Consider the following 20,988-nt stretch of genomic DNA (forward strand, 5'->3'; position numbering starts at 1 on the left):
CCTGCTCTGGGCATCATCGAGCTTGCTGCTCAGCACTTCGACGCGTTGCCACCTTATTGATGCTGTCGATCGCGGTGTCGAGCTTTCCACTCAACGATTCGACGACGCGATCAATGCGTGAGTTTGCCGCCTCGAGGCCCTTCTTGTTCTCGGCAATGCCTTCAATGGCGTGCCCCACGCCGCGCAATCGTCTGCCTTGCGATCTCGATTATCCGCTGTCACTTCCCACCGGTTCTGTATCCAGCGGAACTTCTCCCCGACCTTCGGCTTGACGCGCTGGACATGAGCCGTGCAGGCATCAGGAAGAGGCGGGAAGTCAACGGCGGCGGCTGTTTGCCCCTTGGTATCTGCGGCAGCCTTTGCCCTTCCCTCCGACCGTCTGGCAACCGGCCAGCGGCATGAGCGAGAAAGCGAGCACGATGATCAGCGTCCGTCCCATCGATCGTCCTCCTCTGTCCATCGGCCGCCATCGGGGCTCGTGTCTGCAGCAATCCGCGCCTCAAGTTCGGCCTCTGCCTCTGATTTCGCCCGCAGAGCCGCATCAGCGCGTTTCGACGTTTCCGTGGTCAAGTTGATCCGCAATTAGGCGCCTTCGCTTCTCCTCGGCCAACTTGGTCACCATCTGCGACGTGGCGAGGCGCACCTGATCAGCGGCATAAGAATGAGCTCGGCTAGTCGTGAGATCGCCAATGATCGGGATGCTGGACAGGTATGGAATGCGGGATGCACCGGGAATGCCCCAGTCGTAGGTATACAGGCCAAGGAAGGCCACGCCGCCGATACCGATCGTGCGGAGCAGCCAGGTGAAGACGGCGGTCATTCTGCAAACCCCGGAGGTGGTTCCGGATCGGTCTGATCCGGCTTCTGCGGGACCGCGACACGCTCTCGATACACTTCGTGCTGATAGGGCTGATCGTAGTCACCACCCCATCGAGCCTGATCGCGATTGCGGTCATCCCAGACGGCCCCGAAGACATAAGAGCCGATCACAGACGCCATGAGCAGAAGGCAGCCGTTCACGGTCGTCTCGGACAGGTTGCTATCCCTCCCCCAGACGGAGAGATAATTAACCATCCCGACGCACCAAAGAATGGTGCCGATGATGATAGCTCGGCGGATTCGCCACGAGCGATCGAAGGGAACTCGGCGCGCCATCAGAGCCTCGCGAACTGGAAATGCATGAAATCGCGGTTAGCCACCCGCCCGAGCGAGACAGCGCCTTCACTCTCCACGATATTCCAGAAGGGTACATATTCAGGCTTGGCGAACTTCGCGCGGTCCCTGCCCCATTTAAGCTGGTTGTTCTCAGGATCGAGATCGACAGCGATGCCGAAGGCGTGCATGGACCAGCTCTTCCCGCCGCGCATCGGGCGGTAGTTGTAGCAGCCGCCGAAGATATCGAGCGCAAGCCGGGAGACATCCGCCGCGCCGTAATGGGCAAGCATCTTCTGGAAGATGCGTTCCAGCGGGGCTCCCACCTTCGCATGGCAGCGGAACCTGCGGATAACTTGGCTCTTGTCCCATGCGATCTTCATCGGATAGGCGAGATCGACCATCCCTGCCGTTGCCTGCGGGCTTCCGGGCTCACCGAAAAAGCTCCGCACACCCGATTGTGTCGGCCATTCAGTCATAGCTGAAACCCCAAATGCGCACACATGGTGGCAAAGGGGCGGAAACCTGCCAATTACAATTGACCGAACTTCGCGACTACCGCGACGCCGACAACAATTCGCTGACCGTGGGCAATGACACGCGTTTCACTACCAGCAAGGCTGATGTTCAATGAGATCGGGGCCTAAAGTTCATATGGCAGTCCGCTTCCGATGCTCTAGGTAGTCAAAGTTAGGAAATTCAACGAATGCGATCAAAAAACTTTGCGGTTCGATCGCTCTTAGGTGGTGTTGACAACGTCCACTCTTGTCTCTAAGTGGGCGTTGTCAACTCGGCAGTATTAGCAGCGGTTTAACGTGTTCCAACGTGGAACGGTGATCGCGCGGACGATATACGATTTGATGAGGGTGACAGCGAGATGACCGCAGACGCAGTTCAACTGAAGAAAAACCAGATCCTGGCGCAGCCGGAAGAAACAGCGAGAGTTGTAGAGCGAGCATCGCGAGAGATAGTCAAAAGCAAGCGCTCTAAACGGTTCTTCGATGATTCTTATGCGTTCAATTATTCGAAATTTGAATTGGATCGACGCCCTTTCTTGAATATCGGACCTGGCTCATTCAGGCATCCCTACTGGCGCACGGCCGATAAGAAGTACGGCGGCCAGGCGTGGACTGAGGCAAGACGCGGGGTGCAACAGGCACCAGTTGACTACTACTGGGATGTCTACTCCGGAGAACCGCTTCCGGAGAGAGACAAATTCTTCTCCGTCATCTACACCAGCCATGTAATTGAACACCTCTTTCCGCAAGATACTCGACTCCTCTTTTCCGAGGCAAAGCGCGTCTTGAAGGAAGGCGGCATCATCCGCGTTGTATGCCCTGATGCCGCGCTGATGGTGCGAGCATATCAAGACGAGGACTGGGCATACTTTCTTCACTATCTCGACGTCAAGTCATCAAGGCTTTCGAAATCTATCCATTCCCTTTCGGCGATAGAACTCCGGGAAATATCCGCACAATTTCTGATAGATTGGGTAAGCTTGATCGTTCACCCAGACAATCCTACGAGACTAGCGAAAGCGGAATGTCCGGCCTTCCTCACTCGATATGACAATATCTACCAGGCTTTAGACGCAGCATGCGCGTTGTCAGACAGAGAAACCAATAAGACTGCGGGAGCGCATGTGAACTGGTTTACGTTCGAGAAGCTGGAATCCATCCTAAAAGAGGCAGGATTCACCGACATTCGTCGGTCAGGATACCTACAAAGCACGGCACCTATTCTGAGAGACAGCTTACATTTCGATCGCACCGATCCAGAAATGTCGCTGTTCGTCGAAGCGCGGGCTTAGATCAACATGTTGGGGTAAAATTTTATGCACGTTCTAATTTGGAGCCCACCATGGCCCACCCAGGGCGGCGATCTGTTTTTTGGGCTTAATGCATTCAAAAAGGGCCTTCTAAAACAAGCTGAGGCGCTTCTTTCGCAAAAGTGCAAGGTATCGATTGCCTTTCCCGACGCCTTTTCCGATCACCTTAAGGGCTTTGAGGGCCGATGCGACCTTATACCGGTCAGCTCTTTGGACGTTATCAATCTCATCGGGAGTTGGGCGGACCCGTCTGTTGATCTCTACATGAACGGTCTCAATTCTCACCTCGTGCCTAAGTTAGCAGAAACGCTGAGGGATAAGCTGCCTACGGCTGTCGATTGCGTTCTTCTGTGGGAAACTCCCGTTCCATATTTGCGCGCCATTTATCCGGAAGCGCTCATCGTCAGCCAGATGCCTGGATCTTTTGCGCGCGCACCATACCCACATACGGTGGTCTTTGACACTCTTGGACTATACCGCGAAGGTACGATGTTCACGCATGCCGCGGATATTCTCTCGACTCATGCCAGGACTGCCGGGGTGGTATCTGCGTTCAAGGCAGTCGCGCGTGAGATTTTCCATCAGTTCCCCCTCCCTATCGCCGATCGCATTCGTTCATCGGGCCGCAAGTTCACACTGCTGCCGCTTCAGATCTCGGACCACTACGCTTTTAAAGCTGACGCCGGATTTTCATCTCAGGCCGAGTTTTGCATTCAAGCATTAGGTCAGCTTGACAGTGCGAAGGCGGCGGTCGTCACTCAATACATCTCGAACATGTATCGAGATGAAGTCATGACGCCTGAATTCACGGCGTTCTTGGCTCGAAAACACCCTAACCTGGTATTCGATGCTGAACTTGGGAAGATTCCCTCGGTGAGTCAGCATCTGGTGCAAGATGCCAGTGAGATCGCTGTCGCTACGACTGGGCTTGGCATGCAGGCAATGATTTGGGACGTTCCCCTAAAGGTAATCGGAAACACGCATCTAAGTCCGTATGATGGCATCAGGGTCGGAACCGAAATGCAGCGTGACAATGTGCTTTCATTTGCCCTAACCAAAAACCAGCCTATGGCATCCAAGCTATACAATGGTCATTTTCTGGTTGGTCTTCTTGAAGAACTGGCAAGTCGCCGTAATCGCCCGTTCGACGAAAGATATCCGCGCTTCAACGATATTGATCCCCATTACGACGAACTATTGCTCTCCTCCTTCCGGCAGAAAGAAGTAGAGCGTGACTTTATCAAGGTCGGGGCAACGATTGAACCTCCTTCAAAGGCAAAGCAGTTTGCGTCCCTTCTGGGGCATAAAAAACCCGCGATTGTCTCGTTTGACCTTTTCGATACGCTTGTGCTTCGGGGATTTGAAGCCCCTGCCGACCTGTATCGATTGCTGGAACTGGAAGTTATTAGTCGTGGCCTTCGCCCGATCTTCGACTTTGCCGGAAAGCGCTTAGCTGCGGAGCTCGCTGCGCGCCGTCATTCATCGAATGAAGAAATCACGCTTGATGACATCTATGCGGAATTAGCGGAGAGCGAGGAACTAACCTTCGAAGAAATCCTGCCATATCGAGACATCGAGTTCGATGTGGAGGTCAATGCATGCCAAGTCAGACCAGTAGGGAAAAGGATGTTTGCTGAGGCAAAAGCCAAAGGCATCCCGGTCGTCATTACGAGCGACATGTACCTCCCCCGGGCTTGTATCGACACTATCCTTAAGCGGACTGGATACGATCCTGATGCCATATATCTTTCCAGCGAGATCGGCCTGACAAAGAAGTCGGGGGCACTCTTTGATCATATTTCTCGCGATCGAGACATCAATCCGACATCAATGGTTCATGTTGGCGACAACATCCGGACCGATGTTCATCCGGCGGAATCGCGGAAGATTAAGGCGTTCCACGTACCGAAGTCGGTTGATTACATAGCTAGGCATCCTTCGCTTTCGGCGGTTTTCACACGTAGGCCGCCAATGACCAGTTTGGGGCGTAGCGTGACCGCTGCTGCGATAGCGCATAAATTATTCGATGACTCAAAGGCCTCGTCGTTTGATAGCCTGTCACGAGGCGATCCATGGCTACTTGGCTACATCACGATCGGACCGCTGCTGGTTGGACTAGCGTCGTGGATTCGCTCCACTGCGATCGAGATGAAGCTTGAGAAACTCCACTTTCTCTCTCGCGAGGGAAAGATCATCAAGGATGCCTTCGATCGAATTTGTGCCGCGGCGCCCTGCGAGACGAAGTCCAACTACCTTTACGGTTCGCGCCGTGCAATTCGTGTTGCCCAACTGGAAAGGTTCAGTGATATAGCGGAGCTTGCGTCTCAGACGATTGCCAGTACAGCCTCACTCGGATCTCTCTTGGCGGGTCGGTTCGGTCTTGATCCCGAAACCGTGGCGCTCGAGCATCTGACGGCAACCGGCTTCGCCGACATGCGTGCAACGCTTGGTCGCTCCAACGCTGATCACGCAAAGCTTCTTGGCCTCCTAAAGAGGCTAGAGCCCCAAATCTTGGAAGCTGCCGGGCGCGAGGCCGAAAATTATCGCGACTACCTCTCCGAATGCGGCCTCTTCTCAAGTGAAAGGTTCGCGCTCGTTGACGTCGGGTGGAATGCGAATATGCAAGGAAGCCTTGGGCAGATTCTAGGCAAACCCTTAACCGGGCTGTATCTTGCATCCCTTGAGGCGGCCGGACGTTGGAAAAATATAGGTCATGTTGTACGAGGCTACCTCGCTGAAGATTTTACTGTAGCAGATCGGCATCCGATCCTCTCCAACCGGTTGATGGTGGAGAATATACTCTGCGATATCACACCGAGTGTTGAGCGCATTGCCAAGAACGAGGATGGGAGCTTTGAGCCGATCTTTTCTGGCGTGACCTCACACGTTCGGCATAAGCTGGTTCATCCGATCCAGCGGGGAGCGCTGAGTTTCGTGGAAGACGTATGCAGGGTGCTTGGGCCTAATATCGCTTCAGTCGATTTCCGAGCCGATATGATGACATCCCTTTTAGCGGACTTCCTTGATGCACCGAAGCCTGCCGATGCAAAACTATTCGTCGGGTGCGAGCTCGAAGATACGTTCAGTGGCACGGCAACGCGTTATTTCATAGCGCCAAGCACTGAAAATGGAACAGGCACTCCATACGAATCTTACTGGAAACAAGGAAAGCACGCTCTTGTCGCTTCTAAGCACGCTCTTGTCCCTTCTGATGGCAAGACTATCCAAAGCGCTATCGAACGCCCTAAGGTTTCAGCTCTGCGACGACCAATGGTACCCGTTGTTCGTCCCTTTATTCGATTGCTCGGAAGCGCGAATGACATCAAAAAGTTTGACAAAGACCCAGTAGGCTATTTCCAGAAGCTTAAGAACCCGACATACCGCGTAATAGGAGCTGTGATCTTCCCTCCGAAAAGGGAAAGCTAAGTCATGAGGCTCATATCCAACTTAATACGTCGTCGTCACAAAAGCGTCCCGGCAGCTGCGGAGAACGAACGGGAAATCGGAGGCCACGAATGTGTCGCGAACCTCCTATACCCAATTGAAAAGCCGGAGCCAGAAATCGTCACCAGGCTCAAGGAGCATGCTGCTTCTCTTCGCAAAAGCGGATGGTGGAGCATGACATCGAGTGCCTGGCAGAGGTAAAGATGAACCTCTACATGGATAAGCGCGAAGGCTGGTCGTCAAAGCCTCCCCTCCAACGGATAGATTAGACCGGCGTGATCGTGCTGCCGTTCATGAAGTCCTTCCATGTCGCCGTCGCTGTAGAACCATTTGCACGCATGACGATGCCGGTCGTGGAATTCATGACGATCTTGTTAAGGAATTTCCCGGTCGTATTCACTGCATGCGTAGCGCTCGTGAGTTCTGCCGTCGTATAGGACGGAATTTGCAGCCCCCCGGTGTTTCCAAAGGTCATAATGCCGGCACTGGTAACTTGCATCGCAAGAGAGTTGTCTTCTCTGTTGATCCTCCAACCTTGACCGGCGCTCAGCTTCGGTCCCATGAACGACGCAAAGCGCTGCTCGTCGCTGTCGTCGTCAATGCAGACGGAAGGATTAAAAAACCCGCCGACGCGTCGTGTACCGTCCTGGAAGAGCAACATCACGAGGCTTCTTCGGCGAGAGGTCAGTCGCAAATTTTCGATTATTTCTGTAGATGACAAGGCTAAGATCGGATGTCGCAACAATACGAGCGCCTTGGCTGTTCGCTAAGTCGGAACCGCTTACCTTGACTGGTTTTGCTTCTGCATAGACGCCATCAAAGAGAATCTCATCAGCATTCCCGAAGAAATCGCAGATATCATCATAGCCCATGCGGCGGCCGCCGAAGATGTTAATGCGTGCCATCGTTCCGCCCGCGAGATCCAAGCAGCCCGAAGGCGCAGCGAACGGCGTGGCCAGGGAACTTGACGTTGCCAAATGTCCAGATTGATGCATGAGCGAGCGAATATCGCAGTTCTCGAAAACGCTATCCGCAAAGCCCCAACTGCTGCCTACAATGACTTCAGGGCTTCGAATTGAAACGCCCCAATACCCCTGAAATTTGCAACGTATCCAGCGCTGGCTTTCGGCCGATGGTATGCGACCATCGCCGAGATCATGCGACGACATCAGCAGCGCCGCCTTACGGAAATGCCCGTAAGCTATGGTGTCCACTCCCCCTGCCCAGTCTCCGTTGCGCGACCATATGCCAACGTCCCAATCGTCGGAAAGCCTGCCGTCCGTTCCCTTGTAGCCATCGACGCCATCGAAATAAGGATAGACACCGATACCGTTAATTCGACATCCCGAATCGATGATGATCCCGGCCGAGAAAGCGACGGTCCAATCAACGTTTCGATAGGTGTTGCCGCGCGTGCCGCTATGCCAGATACGGCGCGCCAACATCAGGATTAGCAACACTGCGCGACGTGGCCCCGGCAATCGTGTGCTCTTTAAGGCCGGTTCCCTTGAGTAGAATTTTCGTGGCACTGTCCGGGAAATATCCGGAAGGCGTTCCAAATTCCAGTATCGGCACGCCGCCGTGGCCGTTCCAATGAACGCCGTTCTTCGGGACAAGCTTTCGTGTCGTGATGTACGATTTGCGCCCAAACTCAGCGTGCATGCCGATATTCACGACAGCTTCGAGAGCGACAGTATCGTCAGCAACGCCATCGCCGACAGCTCCGAACCATTCCGGAATGACGCCTCGAACAGACCATCCGCTTTGGCGAACCCACGCTCCCGAAGTCACGGGAATGGCATCTGCCTTGATATACAGGCCTTCCTGCGTATCGGCCGCGATCTCTACGGAATAGTCTCCGGATTTCCAAGAAAACAACCCATCGCGGCCAGATTCACCGAGGAACACGAGTGTCGTGACCGCTGTGTTAAGCGCCTTCAGCGCTGTTCTCGTGGCAACATTCTTGATATTTACGCTGACAGCAGCAGCTTCAGCCGCCGCCTGCGCCGCTTCCGCAGCAGCAACGACTGCTGCGGAAACCTGATCGCTAAGCAGGCGGAACGTCGATCCGGATACGATGCCAGCGACGGTCATTCCGGCCACAAGGCCTCCAGCGGCGATATCATTGCCGCTGTTCGTCTTAATGGTGAGCGTAGATCCGCCATTGAACGAGACGGTGACCGGCGAGGCAGTATTCGCCTCGAAGATGTTCATCCAGACCAGCGTAGAGCCCGAAACCGGAATGCTGGACGTCGCTTGTAAGAAAATATCCCCTCGGCAGCGCGTAGCGATCTTCAACAAATTCCAGTGCCTTGAGAGTATGGTCTTTTCCTGGCTGTCCTTTGCCTAAAACCCACCTTCGAAGCGTGACAAAGGCAATTCTATGCCCAGCCGCCAACATCGCGTGTAAAAGAGACCACGTCGTCTCGTTGTGTTTCTTTATCTGATATCGAAGGGCCTCTGCGAAATCTGCTGGTTCGTTGCCCAGCAGGGGATTTGACGGCGCGGCCATTTCGGTTCTCCTGCAAGAAGCCTAAGTGCTCGCCCTGCATACAGAGTAGATCACGTGGCGGGATCACGATAGACCGTACCGCCGACATTGACGAAGCGGCTCGCGGCCGAATACGCCATCAAGGCCGCCCGTGATATCGCCGTGGCCGCATCGGCCGATCGCTGGAGAGCTAAGGCTACGACGCTGGCTATCGTCGTTCGCCTCCATCTTTGGTGAGCACCGATCCATGAGAAGGCCATGCCGGTCATCCTGTCGAACGAGGATGAAATCGAGAGCTGGCTGACGGCCCCATGGGAAGAGGCACGTGCGCTGCAGCGTCCGCTACCGAATGACCAGCTCGTGCGCTTGCCTGTCGAGCTGGCGGTCGCGTGATGTACGACAATGACGGACACATCGTCTGGGTTGAAGGGATCCCTCTGCCGCCCGCTATCTCGCGCCAACCACATGTCAGAGCTGAGATTGAACGTGCTCTCGACCGCGCGCATCGAGGTCACCAGCCCTTCGATCTACATGCCTCGCCGGCTACCGATGAATTTGCCACGTTGCAGGAGGAATCGTAGCATTTTCGAGAGATAGCCGGAGCTTGACAAATACATCCTTGAGAAATTAAAGGGCAGCTAATGTAATCCTCGCTATTGCTGGGTAGCGAAATGGGGGTGGGGCGTCACAATGAACTTTTTAACCCGGCTCGCCGGGATATTTCGGCGCTCGAAATCGCCGGATTTTGTGTCCTTTTGGCACGGCCCCATCGATGGATTAACATATGGCTGCCTTGCATCTTTCCCGTATCACGGCGCCCGGCTTCGGTTATACTCTTACGACGACAATATCAAAGTTCCTCCTGGAATCGATTTGGCTGATGCGCGTGAAATTTGCCCAGATACGAGCTTGACCGGGCGCTATATCGCCGATGGAAAGGTGGAGTTCTCGAAATTCTCGAATCTGTTTCGTTATGTATTAATCAAGCAAACTGGCTGCTGTTGGGTCGACTGCGATCTCGTTTGTTTAAGGCCGCCTGAATTTCAACATGACGAGATGGTTTTCGGATATCAGTATCCTAAGGAAAATGTGCAAGCGATTAATGGAGCAGTTCTAAAGCTCCCTCGTGAACACGCTGTCTTGGCGGACCTGATTCAAAATGCGCGCGATGTCGTGGACTTGGACCAGCGTTGGGGTGCCATCGGGCCCCGGCTAATCACGACAAAATTTTATGAGGCCGGTTTATCAGAGTTTGCCAGTGCAATGGCTGATTTTTATCCAATTTCCCCCGCTCATTTCTGGAAACTGATATTACCAGAAGGACGAGAAAGCGTTGAATCGGCTGTGCGCGCGTCCAAGCTCCTCCATCTCTGGCATAAAAAATTCGAATTGGCCGGGTACAACAAGGATATCGCTCCCCCAAGGGAGTCGTATTTGCATCGCGCATTGGAGCGCGTCGGCGGATTGGATAGATTCACCGGAATATACGACGGCGATGAACTTAGAGTGCAACTCGGCCGCTGGTTGCCTTCAGCTAGACAGTAGGCATCATGAGCGGCGATCTATAGCCGAAGAGTATAAGCCCGAGGCGGAATGGCGCGGAGCTCGCAATGCAAATCCGGTATTTCTTGGAACGATCCACCGAGCCGAACGTTAAACCGCGTCGCACTGGAGCAGAGAGGATTTTGTAAACCATCGACAATCCGTTCGGCACGAGATTGTCACCATTTTAGGTACAAGAAGTTACATTTGTCTGTCGGCGCAAGGCCGCGCCCTGACTAACCTGCCATGATTGTCTTCATACAAAGTAAAAGTCGTCACTGGTAAGGCCACTGAGGGTGATGCCCTTCAACGTGACGATGTTATTGATATCATAGGAAATGACGGTATCAGCCCCGACCTGATTGGTCGATGAGAGCATCGAGGTAAAATCGTCGAAAATATCCCTTGCGAAACATATGAGGTCTTCCGACGCTGTAACAAAATCTTCAACCAAATCCCTACCGAAATTCGGGGAGAAGATGAACGAATCGTCACCGGTCCCGCCGAGCAATGTGTCATTTCCGCCGCCGCCACTAATCTGATCATCACCTGCACTGCCGTTCAAACGGTTGGCACCTGCATTGCCATACAGCGTATCGGCAAAAGTCGAACCGGCCAGATTTTCAATTTCGGAATAGGTATCTCCGGCAGCATCCCCGCTGTTCCCGGAGCTGTTCAACAGACTGACCTTAACGCCTGCAGCCGCAGTACCATAGGAGGCAGTGTCGACACCGCTTCCGCCAACGAGCTGGTCGGCACCGCCACCTCCGCTCAACCAATCATTGCCTGCACCGCCGTTCAAACGGTTGGCGCCGGCGTTGCCATACAGCGTATCGGCAAAAGTCGAACCGGCCAGATTTTCAATTTCGGAATAGGTATCTCCGGCAGCATCCCCGCTGTTCCCGGAGCTGTTCAACAGACTGACCTTAACGCCTGCAGCCGCAGTACCATAGGAGGCAGTGTCGACACCGCTTCCGCCAACGAGCTGGTCGGCACCGCCACCTCCGCTCAACCAATCATTGCCTGCACCGCCGTTCAAACGGTTGGCGCCGGCATTGCCATACAGCGTATCGGCAAAAGTCGAACCGGCCAGATTTTCAATTTCGGAATAGGTATCTCCGGCAGCATCCCCGCTGTTCCCGGAGCTGTTCAACAGACTGACCTTAACGCCTGCAGCCGCAGTACCATAGGAGGCAGTGTCGACACCGCTTCCGCCAACGAGCTGGTCGGCACCGCCACCTCCGCTCAACCAATCATTGCCTGCACCGCCGTTCAAACGGTTGGCGCCGGCGTTGCCATACAGCGTATCGGCAAAAGTCGAACCGGCCAGATTTTCAATTTCGGAATAGGTATCTCCGGCAGCATCCCCGCTGTTCCCGGAGCTGTTCAACAGACTGACCTTAACGCCTGCAGCCGCAGTACCATAGGAGGCAGTGTCGACACCGCTTCCGCCAACGAGCTGGTCGGCACCGCCACCTCCGCTCAACCAATCATTGCCTGCACCGCCGTCAAGCGAATCATTTCCGCCATTGCCCCAAAGGGTATTGCTGCTCTCGTTGCCGACAATCGTATCGTTGCCGGAGCCTGCCTGAACATTCTCGATCAACGACGCAAGGTTGTTGTGATAAAGAAGCGCGTTGAAAATGTTACCACGAGCATAGCCGTTATTCGGGCCACCGTTCAGATCGGCCAACTGGCCTTGGGAAAAGACCGAGTAGCCGCCTGGTTGCAGGTCGATTGTAAGGCGCGTGGTATAGGCGCTCAGATCATAGGTGTCGACACCGCCGCCGTCCCAGATTGTTGCGAAGATCCTGTTGTCATCGGGCGTAATAGCCGCGACCCCGTTGACATAGGTGACGCCTTCATTCGGCTTCCACTTATAGACGCTATTTCCACTGTTGGTCGTGTAGTCCGCACCATACATTTCCTGTAGGGCGGCAATGTCGAGCATCATGAAGGACTGTGGCGCACCATTCTGCTCATAGCTGTAGCCACTCGTATCGTCTCCGATATACGTGCGGTAGGTCATGATCGTATATTCGATAGAATCGTAGGCGCTGGGCACTATCGCCGGGTTGATGTCCGGTTCATGACCATGTTTCAAACCGAGAGCATGACCCAGTTCATGAGCCAACGTATGTCCCGCATAGTTGCCGAACTCCGGCAGGCGATAATCACTTTCTGTGCCTGCATATTCCGTCCCGAACCAGACATCGCCGCCCCAGCTATCTGTGCTTGGATAATAGGCGCCTGCCGTCGGGAGACTGGGGTGGGACGACTGTGCGAATCGCAGCGACGCGGTGTCCCCGTGCCCGATCACAAAGTTGGCGTTAGTAAATCCCTCTACTGAGAAACCATCATTCGCCGTGTTTCCAGAGGATTGTTCCATAAGGAACAATGCAGCAGACTGCTGTTGCTGGGAGATTGAAGAGAAACTGTAATCTTTCTCGCCACTGTACGAGTACGATGTCGAGCTGGTGGGAAACGCATAGGTTATCGTTCCGTCCCACGCATAGCCGCTGATAAGCCCGTCAATTCTCTGATCTCCCGTCAAACTAACGCTCTTTGTCGAAGTAACAACGCCCGTCATAGAATCCCGCCTGCTTATTCCACTCTACCGTGCGTTATGTCGGTTCACCTCTCCATTCGCAAGAGGAAACAATCGCGCTGGCAACAGGCCACTTCACGGTTAAAGGGAAAGAAAACTATAAACTTGTTAATAGTTTGAGAGTGGTTCGAATTTAGGAGGGCTTAGCGAAGGACGAACGTGGCCGATCCTGCCTCGTTGAGCGAATCAATGCCCGGCTCTACGACCCCGCCATCGCACGGTTCATCTCACCAGACGATGGGGATCCCACCAAAGGTGTCGGCACCAATCGATACAGCTATGGCGACAATGACCCGGACAACAAATCCGATCGGAACGGACATGCCGTCGATTCCAACTCCAGCAAATACGGCAGCGAGAGGACAGGTAGCAATGCCACCTGGGTGGATTGCCGTGAAGACAAGTGCTCCTCGAGCATTTAGATCAATTTCAGCTTCGTGGCCAGAGCTGTTGCCTGCGGCAGAGTGCCCGCGTCTAGGGCTTTACGAGCTTTATTCAATTGAAAGTTCACATTGCTGTAGGTCATATTCTCGATGGTAGCCATCGCTCTCATAGACTTGCCCTCGGCCGACCATTTCAAGAGTTGGACTTGTTTCAGCGTCAGTCGAATCCTCGATTCTGCGGTCGGATCAAACTCCGCTTGCTCAATCCTTGCATGAAGCTGTGCGACAGCCATTGCGGCGGCAACCTGATCTATCTCTCGAGGAAGCGAAATGGACGGTTTATGCGAAGCAACCGTCAACATTGACACGCGCCCGAATGCCGTTGCAACAGGAATGGTAATGCCAGATCGGATACCGAAGTCGGCGGCATCCGTATAAAATCGCCGGATCGGCTTTGACGCGCGCCTTTTTGAGGTTTCGGAAGACCAGACAAAAGTCCTCATCGTGGATTTGGCGATTGCGACGATAGGATCGACCTCGTCCAACTTGTTCGTGAAATATCGCTCCTGCCAGTCGGCAGGATAGTTAGAAAAAGCAGAAGTACCGCTCGGCTGAACATTGAGGTAGGCGTAATAGTCGAAACCGAACTCCCGGGTGAGGCCGGACAGCGCTTCCTTCAACATCTCTTTGGTTCGCGCCAAAGCCGAAATATCAATTAGCTTTTGAAGCCAGATCTTCACCTTCTGAACTCCCTATATCATCCGCCAACAGACGTCCGCGTTGTCGACGGAAGTTGAAGTAGTGGAAACTGTTGGTCGCTCTCGATCAAAATGTCTTGACGATTAGCGGATCGGCAAAGACACCCTTGTCGGATCGAACTCCGCCTGTTTCGACTTCGCGAGTAGGCCCGATATTCTTTGCCTTTTTCTGCGTTCTCGGCAACCGTAGATTTCAATGGGCTCTGCTAGGCCATTCGCAGATCTTCATCTTGAGCCGCTTACTCGCGTTGCCGATGCCAGCGATCGGGCTATCTCGACTATCTCGTCGCGGTTCGCCGTTGGATCTTCCTTGTTCCAGGCGAGTCCCAAGCCGATTGTGAAGCTCATGTCCTGCACCTCACGAAGTAGAAACGATCGATTGGGCAGATCCTTCGTCCATTCCGGAACGAAGCCTATGCCGATGCCGGAAGAAACCAGTGAGACGAGTGAGAGCGTGTCGTCGCAACTGCAGGCAACGTTGTCGAGAAGCCCATGCTTCCTGAACTGGTCGAAGAAGAACTTTTCCGTGTAGGAGAGATTGGAACGGGAAAAAGAAATGATCCTTTCCCGTTTCAGATCGCTCATTGTGACTTTCTCTGCCTCTGCAAGCGCGCTGCCCGCCGGTACTGCGAGGAAGTACCGTTCATTGGCGATGCTCTGCCAGCGCAGCGACCCGATGTTTTCGACCGGTCGGATGAAACCCAGGTGCACACGACCTTTTTCGATGTCACGGACAATCGCATCGGTGGAGCCGCTATTGATGTGTATCTGGATATCGGGAAATCGCTTACCCAGCTTGGTTAGAAACTGTGGGAGGACGCCGAATGTGGCGGGATAGATTGTGCCGATCGTGATCCTGTTGACATCCTTACCGGCCACGGCTTGGACGATGGAGGAGCTGTTTTCGACCTCTTGCAGGATACGGATGCACCGCTCGTAGAAGACTTCGCCGGCTTTCGACAATTGGACTCTTCGGGTTGAGCGGATGAGAAGTTGAACGCTGAGCTCCTTTTCGAGCGTCTGGATTTGAAGGCTGAGAGCTGGTTGCGCCATGGACAACATGGCCGCTGCCCGGCCGAAGTGCAATTCCTCAGCTAAAGTTGCGAAACATCTGATCTGACGCAGCTCCATTCGCTATCCTCTCTACGCGTGCCTCCGGTACCGGTCGTAAGTCGGTTGCCCGCGCCCTAGATCATCGATTAATAGCGCGTTAAGATCAATCCGCTGTTTTTTAATACCGCATTTCCTATAATTTCCAGTAGTAGACGGCGAATCGTCTTTGGCCTATCGATGGACCCATGCGATCGTCCTTGGAACATCTGCCGGAAGAAAAGCAGCGCGAGCTTTCCCGCGTCGTTGCGATCATCCACGAGGAGTTTGCCGATGCGTTGTCAGGCACCTCGGCTGCATTCAAGAAGCGCGGCCGGATCTTAAAGATCATCCTGTTTGGTTCGTATGCGCGCGGCAGCTTCGTCGACGAGCCGCACACGATGAAGGGCTACCGATCCGATTACGATATCCTCGTCCTTGTCAATTCCAAGCAGCTTGCGGAGCCGCACTACTGGGACAAAGCTACCGACCGGCTGCTGTGGGACAAGGATGTGCAGACGCCGGTCGGACTGATCGTCCATGGCGCCCGGGAGGTGAATAACTTCCTGGCCGACGGCCAGTATTTCTTCGTCGACATCCTGCGCGAGGGCATCGTGCTCTACGAGCTCGATGACCGGCCGCTTGCCGAGCCGAAGCCACTCTCGATTGCGGATGCACGGAGGGTGGCCACGGAGCACTTTGAGAGGCAATACAAGGCCGCAGCAGAGTTCCGTCAGCTTGCCAAGTACGCAGCTGAGAGCGGCTGGCAAAAGCGTGCGGTTTTTCTCCTCCACCAGGCTGTTGAAACTGTCTATTCCTGCCTCCTTCTCACGCTGACCAATTACAGCCCGCCATCGCACAACTTGAAATTCCTTCGGGGACTGGCCGAAGATCAGGACCGCCGGTTGATCGACGCTTGGCCACGTGATCAGCACCGCTATGCCGCCTGGTACAACATACTCAACGAAGCCTACGTGAAGGCGCGCTACTCGAAGCACTTCGAGATCACCGAAGAAGCGCTAGGCTGGCTACTTGAGCGAACGGAGCATCTCCATCAAACTGTCGCGGCCATTTGCAGCGAGCATCTGGCTGAACTGGAGCGCGCAAGCGATGGCACCTGACCGCCGCGCCATTGGCACGGCTTCCAGAAACAAGCGGACAAAAAATAATTTTACTTCATCTCCAGCGGGAAATGATTTAGGATTCAACTTAGCCGACACGTAGGACATATGTGCTTCCGGACAATGCGATTTCGACTCGCTGTGAAAACCGTCCGGCCACATTCTTCTTGGCGCCGGACTCTCACAGGAGAGTCTCCATGTCGAAGCTATTGAAACATAACCCAGACCCGTCATTCGGGGCGGATATGCAACATGACGTCGCGGTCGCGGCGGCAGTAGAACTCGCAATGGAATTCTACGGCTGCGATGCGGTAACTGCCGCGGCGAAGCGTGCCATCGAGGCCAGAGACCTTGATCGCGAAAGCCACTTCCGGTTCTGGGTGAATGTCTTCAAATCCCTAAAATCCCAACCGAACCTGATCGCGGAGATCTGCCGCTCGGGCTGACAATCGGATGCATAGCCGTTTTGACGTCATCCGCACGCGATGAGCGCCTTTAACAGCGCACAGCCCACGCTTCGATGGTCCGTCGTATACGAGTCCGTCCACGTTGCCGCACATCAACCGCGGCGAAAGTAACGCCATTGATATGAATTTCATATCAATGGCTACGAAACAATATTGGAAATTCCCCAATCGCCCGGCGCAATGTCGCCGGATCGAGAACTATCAAAGGGAACAGCCATGAAATTTTCCATGCTCAGCGCGACTGCGCTCGTATCGTTGGTGTTGGCCTCATCGGGCAGCGCCGAAACGCTCGTCGTCAACAGTTACGGCGGCCCCTATGAAAAGATCATCCGCGAACGGATCATTGAACCCTTCGAAGTCAAGTTCGGCATTGACGTCCTTTACGATGCGGTCGGCTCGGCGTCGCAAGATTACGCAAAGATCAAGGCCACCGGCGGAAGACCCGGCTTCGACGTCGTCGTCATGACCGCCTCCCAGTCTCTCGATGGGTGCAAGGAGGGCCTCCTGGAGAAATTCACACCGGAGACAGTTCCCAATCTTACACGCCTGTCGCCAGCGATTGCAGCTGTCGCCGGGCCCTGCGGCGCCGTTCACGAGGTGCAGTATCTCTCGCTGCTCTACCGCAAGGACAAGCTACAGAAGGCGCCAGATTCCTGGTCCGCGCTTCTCGACGAGAGCCTCAAGGGAAAGATCATCCTGCCGACCTTCCAGAACGTCATGGCCGCCTACCTGATGGAGGTCCTCTCGGTCGCCAATGGCGGCGACCTGCTCGACAACGTCGAACCCGGCTTTGCCGCCATGGCAAAACTTGCCAAACAATCAATCGGTTTTGAACAGTCCTCCTCGGTCATGGAAACATATATCAAGGACGGCCAGGTCTGGGCCATGCCTTTCTGGAATGGGCGGGCCCAGCTTCTGGCCGATAGCGGACTGCCCGTCGACTACGTTCTGCCGAAGGAAGGGTCGATTCCCCTTGTCACCACTCTGAACATTCCCAAGGACGCCGAGAATCGGCAGGCGGCGCTCAGGTTCGTGAATTTCTTTCTCGAAAAGACGAGCCAGGAGGCGTGGGTTACGGGATACAAGGTCGGAAGCGCAAGGACGGATATCGACGTTCCCGCCGACATCCGCGCCAAGCAAATCACCACTGAGGCCGATCTGAAGGCGCTCCTCCTGCCCGATCTCGGGGCGGTCGCCATGCGCTTGTCAGCTTGGGGCAAACGCTGGGAACGCGACGTCGTCGCCGCAGCCGAGTGAGGTGAAACCATGGCGACGATTGCTTTCTCCACTCCGCAAAGGCCAACACGCATCGCCTTTCCCTTCAAGGTGTTTCTGCCGCTATCACTGCCGTCGATCGTGTTGCTCCTGTTCTTCGCAGCTCCAATGGGTCTGATGCTCGGCCTCAGCTTTCAGGACCAGGAGACCGGCACCTTCACGTTGGCGAGCTATGGCCGCTTCTTTAGCGACGAGCTTGTGCTTAAGGGCCTCGGACGCACCGTCGTGATGTCGGGATTGGTCGCCATTTGCGTGACGATCCTGGCCTATCCCCTCGCCTACTATCTTGCACGCTCGACATCACGCTGGCGAACGCTTGTCTTTGCTCTTGCCATCGCCCCTGAGCTGGCAGGCGTGGTGCTTCGGACCTATGGCTGGCTTGTCATTCTCGAAGATCGGGGCTTTATCAATTCAGCATTGATTTGGAGCGGACTGATTTCCGAGCCCTTGCCTCTTTCGAAGAACCTGTTCGGTGTCGTGGTGGGGCTGACGCATGTGATCCTGCCGTTTGGCATCCTTTCGCTGCTCACGAGCCTCCAGGGAATCAATCCAAATCTGGAAAAATCGGCTCAGATTCTTGGCGCTTCGAGACTTGCAGTCATCCGCTACATCGTCCTGCCGCTCTCTGTGCCGGGAATCGTAAGCTCGCTCCTGATCGCCTTTACGATGGCGGCAAGCGCCTACGCCACCCCGGCCCTCCTCGGTGGCGCTGCCTTCAAGGTCATGGCCACAATGGTCTATGAGCAGGTGCTCTTCTACATCGACTGGTCCTTTGCGGCGGTCATGGCCAACGTCCTTCTCGCCATGATGCTGGTTTCGGCTTTTGTCGGATCCAGGCTCGAATCCCGCCTTCAACAGAAACTTCACCTGTAGTCTCGGGAGACTTCAATGAACCGAGTGCTCACCATTCTGTTCAGGGCATCGCTGATTGCAATTCTTGCATTCATCACCTTGCCGCTCCTGGTCGTTGTTGCAGCGTCCTTCAGCCCTACGTCAGCCGTCACCTTCTGGCCGGGCGATTGGACATTTCAGTGGTATCCGGCGCTTCTGGAGAGCCGCTGGCTTGATCCCTTTCTGCTCAGTGCAGAGCTCGCGATCATCGTCAGTCTCGTAAGCGGGTTGCTTGGCGTCCTTGCAGCCTACAGCGTCGCTTATCAGAAATGTCCGGGCCACGCTGCCATCATGTCGTTCCTGCTGTCACCCATGGCTGTGCCGCAGATCGTCAAGGGTGTTGCGATTGTTCTCTTCCTCTCATCGGCCGGCCTTTACAAGCTGCTCGGGACACCGGGGCTCGTCATGGCCCACATTGTCCTCACCATGCCATATGTCATGCGCATGGCGGCGACCGCGATGTTCAATTTCGACAAGCGGTTAGATCGGGCCGCCCGCATCCTTGGCGCGGGTCCGGTCCAACGGATCAGATATGTACTTCTGCCGCTGATCCGTTCCGGCCTGTTCTCAGGTATGACCTTCGCCTTCATCATTTCGTTCAATAATATTCCGTTGTCTGTCTTTCTCGTGAGACCCGGACAAACGACGCTCCCGATCGCCGTCATCAATCATCTCGAATACAGCCTGGACCCGGTGCTTGCGGCAGTGAACGTCGCATCACTCCTCTTCGTCCTCGGCACGATCATCCTTTTCGAAAAGATCGGCGGGTTCTCCGCGCATTTCCATGGGGGTAGCAAATGAGCAACAACGATATCGAGCTTCTTTCTGTCAGCAAGCAATTCGGCGCCAACTGCATCGTCGACGACATCAACCTTGTCGTTCCGAAAGGCAAGTTCGTCAGCATCCTCGGCCCCTCCGGATGCGGAAAGACAACGACGTTGAATATGATCGCCGGATTCGAAAAACCCTCGAGCGGAGAGATCCGCATCCGGGGTCGCAACCAGGCAGGAGTCCGCCCGGAGGCTCGCAAGATCGGGCTCGTCTTCCAGAACTACGCGCTGTTCCCACACATGACGGTCGCGCAAAATGTCGGTTTTGGCCTCAAAATGCAGGGCAAACCACGCCAAGACATCTCTGAGGAAGTCGCGCGCGCCTTGAAAAGCGTTCATCTCGAGGGCTTCGAAAAGCGCTATCCGAAAGAGCTGTCGGGCGGTCAGCAGCAGAGAGTGGCGGTCGCCCGTGCCATTGCGCCGTCACCCTCTGTCCTGCTTCTCGACGAACCGCTTTCCAACCTCGATTTGAAGCTTCGCGAGGCCATGCGTGTCGAGTTGAAGGAAATCCAGCAAGAGCTCGGCATGACTTTCGTCTATGTGACGCATGACCAGGAAGAAGCGATGGCGATGTCCGACCGGATCATCGTCATGCAAGGCGGTGTCGTGGCGCAGGAAGGTTCGCCGGCGGACATCTACAATCAACCGAAAACATCCTTTGTGGCGGACTTCATAGGCAAGTCCAATATCCTGCCGGTTTCGGGTCTGGATGACACTGCAATCGATGACGCGTGCGTGCGTGTATTGCTCGGAGAAGCAAGCCTTCCGATCATCGCCGCTTGGCCGCAGGACCTCGTTCCGGGCAAGGCCCGGTTCTGTTGCATAAGGCCCGAGGCAGTCAGGCTTGCAGATGCTGCAGGCGATATGGATGGGCCTGTGAACCTCCTGACGGCATCCGTCCAGAAGGTCGTCAACCTCGGCGCCTATCTGGAGGCCTGGTTGTCCGTGAATGATGAGACGACGTTAAAATCCATGATCCGCTCCACGCGCCTGGACATGCTTTCTGTTGGCAGTCGCGTTGAACTTGCCATTGCCCATTCCGCGGTCCAGTTGCTCGAGCAATAGCTCAATTAATAACAATCCTATATCAATAACTAATAATTGATATT

General features: G+C 54.8%; 21 protein-coding genes and 1 pseudogene. 11 read left to right on the plus strand and 11 right to left on the minus strand.

Annotated elements, in window-relative coordinates; translation table 11 throughout:
• Positions 1 to 13 precede the first annotated feature (13 nt).
• The 5 genes from ISN39_RS13860 to ISN39_RS13875 all read right to left on the minus strand — a co-directional run bounded on the left by ISN39_RS13860 (position 14) and on the right by ISN39_RS13875 (position 1,631).
• Positions 14 to 187 carry a hypothetical protein gene (locus ISN39_RS13860; protein WP_194727895.1) on the minus strand — a complete coding sequence of 58 codons (174 nt, stop codon included), beginning with the start codon at positions 185 to 187 and terminating at the stop codon, positions 14 to 16.
• A gap of 129 nt (positions 188 to 316) precedes the next feature.
• Positions 317 to 439 carry a hypothetical protein gene (locus ISN39_RS37635; RefSeq protein WP_281438287.1) on the minus strand — a complete coding sequence of 41 codons (123 nt, stop codon included), beginning with the start codon at positions 437 to 439 and terminating at the stop codon, positions 317 to 319.
• A gap of 102 nt (positions 440 to 541) precedes the next feature.
• Positions 542 to 820, minus strand: coding sequence for a hypothetical protein (locus ISN39_RS13865; RefSeq protein ID WP_194727896.1), 279 nt, complete (start codon positions 818 to 820; stop codon positions 542 to 544).
• On the minus strand, positions 817 to 1,074 hold the full coding sequence (locus tag ISN39_RS13870) for a hypothetical protein (RefSeq protein ID WP_194727897.1): 258 nt from the start codon (positions 1,072 to 1,074) through the stop codon (positions 817 to 819). Before ISN39_RS13870 ends, ISN39_RS13865 begins: the two co-directional genes overlap by 4 nt.
• Before the next feature lie 80 nt (positions 1,075 to 1,154).
• Positions 1,155 to 1,631 carry a M15 family metallopeptidase gene (locus ISN39_RS13875; protein ID WP_194727898.1) on the minus strand — a complete coding sequence of 159 codons (477 nt, stop codon included), beginning with the start codon at positions 1,629 to 1,631 and terminating at the stop codon, positions 1,155 to 1,157.
• Between the two features lie 14 nt (positions 1,632 to 1,645).
• On the opposite strand from ISN39_RS13875, the gene ISN39_RS13880 reads away from it, so the two are divergent.
• The 3 genes from ISN39_RS13880 (at position 1,646) to ISN39_RS13890 (ending at position 6,406) form a co-directional block, all read left to right on the plus strand.
• Complete coding sequence (locus ISN39_RS13880) at positions 1,646 to 1,786, plus strand: hypothetical protein (protein WP_194727899.1); 141 nt, start codon at positions 1,646 to 1,648, stop codon at positions 1,784 to 1,786.
• 243 nt (positions 1,787 to 2,029) lie between these two features.
• Positions 2,030 to 2,962 carry a methyltransferase domain-containing protein gene (locus tag ISN39_RS13885; RefSeq protein WP_194727900.1) on the plus strand — a complete coding sequence of 311 codons (933 nt, stop codon included), beginning with the start codon at positions 2,030 to 2,032 and terminating at the stop codon, positions 2,960 to 2,962.
• Positions 2,963 to 2,986: 24 nt separating this feature from the next.
• Positions 2,987 to 6,406, plus strand: coding sequence for an HAD-IA family hydrolase (locus tag ISN39_RS13890; protein ID WP_194727901.1), 3,420 nt, complete (start codon positions 2,987 to 2,989; stop codon positions 6,404 to 6,406).
• Between the two features lie 283 nt (positions 6,407 to 6,689).
• Here ISN39_RS13890 and ISN39_RS13895 read toward each other — a convergent pair whose 3' ends face one another.
• From ISN39_RS13895 to ISN39_RS13905, 3 genes are read right to left on the minus strand one after another with little or no spacing between them, the layout of a single operon-like run.
• Positions 6,690 to 7,085 carry a hypothetical protein gene (locus tag ISN39_RS13895; protein WP_194727902.1) on the minus strand — a complete coding sequence of 132 codons (396 nt, stop codon included), beginning with the start codon at positions 7,083 to 7,085 and terminating at the stop codon, positions 6,690 to 6,692.
• Positions 7,039 to 7,869, minus strand: coding sequence for a hypothetical protein (locus tag ISN39_RS13900; RefSeq protein WP_194727903.1), 831 nt, complete (start codon positions 7,867 to 7,869; stop codon positions 7,039 to 7,041). The genes ISN39_RS13895 and ISN39_RS13900 overlap by 47 nt, the downstream gene beginning before the upstream one ends.
• On the minus strand, positions 7,844 to 8,722 hold the full coding sequence (locus tag ISN39_RS13905; RefSeq protein WP_194727904.1) for a hypothetical protein: 879 nt from the start codon (positions 8,720 to 8,722) through the stop codon (positions 7,844 to 7,846). The genes ISN39_RS13900 and ISN39_RS13905 overlap by 26 nt, the downstream gene beginning before the upstream one ends.
• Before the next feature lie 433 nt (positions 8,723 to 9,155).
• Here ISN39_RS13905 and ISN39_RS13910 point away from each other — a divergent pair.
• A pseudogene (locus tag ISN39_RS13910) lies at positions 9,156 to 9,308 on the plus strand (SOS response-associated peptidase); the annotation flags it as partial.
• Positions 9,309 to 9,605: 297 nt separating this feature from the next.
• Positions 9,606 to 10,460, plus strand: coding sequence for a hypothetical protein (locus ISN39_RS13915; protein WP_246763210.1), 855 nt, complete (start codon positions 9,606 to 9,608; stop codon positions 10,458 to 10,460).
• A gap of 253 nt (positions 10,461 to 10,713) precedes the next feature.
• On the opposite strand, the gene ISN39_RS37880 is transcribed toward ISN39_RS13915, so the two are convergent.
• From ISN39_RS37880 to ISN39_RS13935, 3 genes are all read right to left on the minus strand, one after another.
• Complete coding sequence (locus ISN39_RS37880; RefSeq protein ID WP_194727905.1) at positions 10,714 to 13,047, minus strand: M10 family metallopeptidase; 2,334 nt, start codon at positions 13,045 to 13,047, stop codon at positions 10,714 to 10,716.
• A gap of 436 nt (positions 13,048 to 13,483) precedes the next feature.
• Complete coding sequence (locus tag ISN39_RS13930; protein WP_246763211.1) at positions 13,484 to 14,188, minus strand: autoinducer binding domain-containing protein; 705 nt, start codon at positions 14,186 to 14,188, stop codon at positions 13,484 to 13,486.
• A gap of 243 nt (positions 14,189 to 14,431) precedes the next feature.
• Positions 14,432 to 15,337, minus strand: a complete 906-nt coding sequence (locus ISN39_RS13935; protein ID WP_194727906.1) for a LysR family transcriptional regulator — start codon at positions 15,335 to 15,337, stop codon at positions 14,432 to 14,434.
• A gap of 167 nt (positions 15,338 to 15,504) precedes the next feature.
• Between ISN39_RS13935 and ISN39_RS13940 the strand changes: the two genes are divergently transcribed.
• From ISN39_RS13940 to ISN39_RS13965, 6 genes are all read left to right on the plus strand, one after another.
• Entirely contained in the window at positions 15,505 to 16,416 is a 912-nt protein-coding gene (locus ISN39_RS13940) for a nucleotidyltransferase and HEPN domain-containing protein (protein WP_194727907.1), read from the plus strand.
• Positions 16,417 to 16,613: 197 nt separating this feature from the next.
• Complete coding sequence (locus ISN39_RS13945) at positions 16,614 to 16,862, plus strand: hypothetical protein (protein WP_194727908.1); 249 nt, start codon at positions 16,614 to 16,616, stop codon at positions 16,860 to 16,862.
• A 237-nt stretch (positions 16,863 to 17,099) separates the two neighbouring features.
• Positions 17,100 to 18,140, plus strand: a complete 1,041-nt coding sequence (locus ISN39_RS13950; RefSeq protein ID WP_194727909.1) for an ABC transporter substrate-binding protein — start codon at positions 17,100 to 17,102, stop codon at positions 18,138 to 18,140.
• A 9-nt stretch (positions 18,141 to 18,149) separates the two neighbouring features.
• Positions 18,150 to 19,031 carry an ABC transporter permease gene (locus ISN39_RS13955; protein ID WP_194727910.1) on the plus strand — a complete coding sequence of 294 codons (882 nt, stop codon included), beginning with the start codon at positions 18,150 to 18,152 and terminating at the stop codon, positions 19,029 to 19,031.
• Between the two features lie 15 nt (positions 19,032 to 19,046).
• The gene (locus tag ISN39_RS13960; RefSeq protein WP_194727911.1) at positions 19,047 to 19,850 is read left to right on the plus strand and encodes an ABC transporter permease; all 804 of its coding nucleotides are present in this window, start codon (positions 19,047 to 19,049) and stop codon (positions 19,848 to 19,850) included.
• On the plus strand, positions 19,847 to 20,944 hold the full coding sequence (locus ISN39_RS13965; RefSeq protein ID WP_194727912.1) for an ABC transporter ATP-binding protein: 1,098 nt from the start codon (positions 19,847 to 19,849) through the stop codon (positions 20,942 to 20,944). Before ISN39_RS13960 ends, ISN39_RS13965 begins: the two co-directional genes overlap by 4 nt.
• The last annotated feature ends 44 nt before the right edge of the window (positions 20,945 to 20,988 follow it).

The sequence above is a fragment of the Rhizobium sp. 007 genome, from assembly GCF_015353075.1.
Taxonomy (GTDB): Bacteria; Pseudomonadota; Alphaproteobacteria; order Rhizobiales; family Rhizobiaceae; genus Rhizobium.

What these genes read in the sequence shown, in the direction of transcription:
- ISN39_RS13915 (WP_246763210.1), top strand. Translation starts at nt 9,606, where the DNA reads ATGAACTTTTTAACCCGGCTCGCCGGGATATTTCGGCGCTCGAAATCG.
- ISN39_RS13895 (WP_194727902.1), bottom strand. Translation starts at nt 7,085, where the DNA reads ATGTTGCTCTTCCAGGACGGTACACGACGCGTCGGCGGGTTTTTTAAT.
- ISN39_RS13945 (WP_194727908.1), top strand. Translation starts at nt 16,614, where the DNA reads ATGTCGAAGCTATTGAAACATAACCCAGACCCGTCATTCGGGGCGGAT.
- ISN39_RS13900 (WP_194727903.1), bottom strand. Translation starts at nt 7,869, where the DNA reads ATGTTGGCGCGCCGTATCTGGCATAGCGGCACGCGCGGCAACACCTAT.
- ISN39_RS13870 (WP_194727897.1), bottom strand. Translation starts at nt 1,074, where the DNA reads ATGGTTAATTATCTCTCCGTCTGGGGGAGGGATAGCAACCTGTCCGAG.
- ISN39_RS13890 (WP_194727901.1), top strand. Translation starts at nt 2,987, where the DNA reads ATGCACGTTCTAATTTGGAGCCCACCATGGCCCACCCAGGGCGGCGAT.
- ISN39_RS13880 (WP_194727899.1), top strand. Translation starts at nt 1,646, where the DNA reads ATGCGCACACATGGTGGCAAAGGGGCGGAAACCTGCCAATTACAATTG.
- ISN39_RS13960 (WP_194727911.1), top strand. Translation starts at nt 19,047, where the DNA reads ATGAACCGAGTGCTCACCATTCTGTTCAGGGCATCGCTGATTGCAATT.
- ISN39_RS37635 (WP_281438287.1), bottom strand. Translation starts at nt 439, where the DNA reads ATGGGACGGACGCTGATCATCGTGCTCGCTTTCTCGCTCATGCCGCTG.
- ISN39_RS13955 (WP_194727910.1), top strand. Translation starts at nt 18,150, where the DNA reads ATGGCGACGATTGCTTTCTCCACTCCGCAAAGGCCAACACGCATCGCC.
- ISN39_RS13875 (WP_194727898.1), bottom strand. Translation starts at nt 1,631, where the DNA reads ATGACTGAATGGCCGACACAATCGGGTGTGCGGAGCTTTTTCGGTGAG.
- ISN39_RS13965 (WP_194727912.1), top strand. Translation starts at nt 19,847, where the DNA reads ATGAGCAACAACGATATCGAGCTTCTTTCTGTCAGCAAGCAATTCGGC.
- ISN39_RS13940 (WP_194727907.1), top strand. Translation starts at nt 15,505, where the DNA reads ATGCGATCGTCCTTGGAACATCTGCCGGAAGAAAAGCAGCGCGAGCTT.
- ISN39_RS13885 (WP_194727900.1), top strand. Translation starts at nt 2,030, where the DNA reads ATGACCGCAGACGCAGTTCAACTGAAGAAAAACCAGATCCTGGCGCAG.
- ISN39_RS13935 (WP_194727906.1), bottom strand. Translation starts at nt 15,337, where the DNA reads ATGGAGCTGCGTCAGATCAGATGTTTCGCAACTTTAGCTGAGGAATTG.
- ISN39_RS13950 (WP_194727909.1), top strand. Translation starts at nt 17,100, where the DNA reads ATGAAATTTTCCATGCTCAGCGCGACTGCGCTCGTATCGTTGGTGTTG.
- ISN39_RS13865 (WP_194727896.1), bottom strand. Translation starts at nt 820, where the DNA reads ATGACCGCCGTCTTCACCTGGCTGCTCCGCACGATCGGTATCGGCGGC.
- ISN39_RS37880 (WP_194727905.1), bottom strand. Translation starts at nt 13,047, where the DNA reads ATGACGGGCGTTGTTACTTCGACAAAGAGCGTTAGTTTGACGGGAGAT.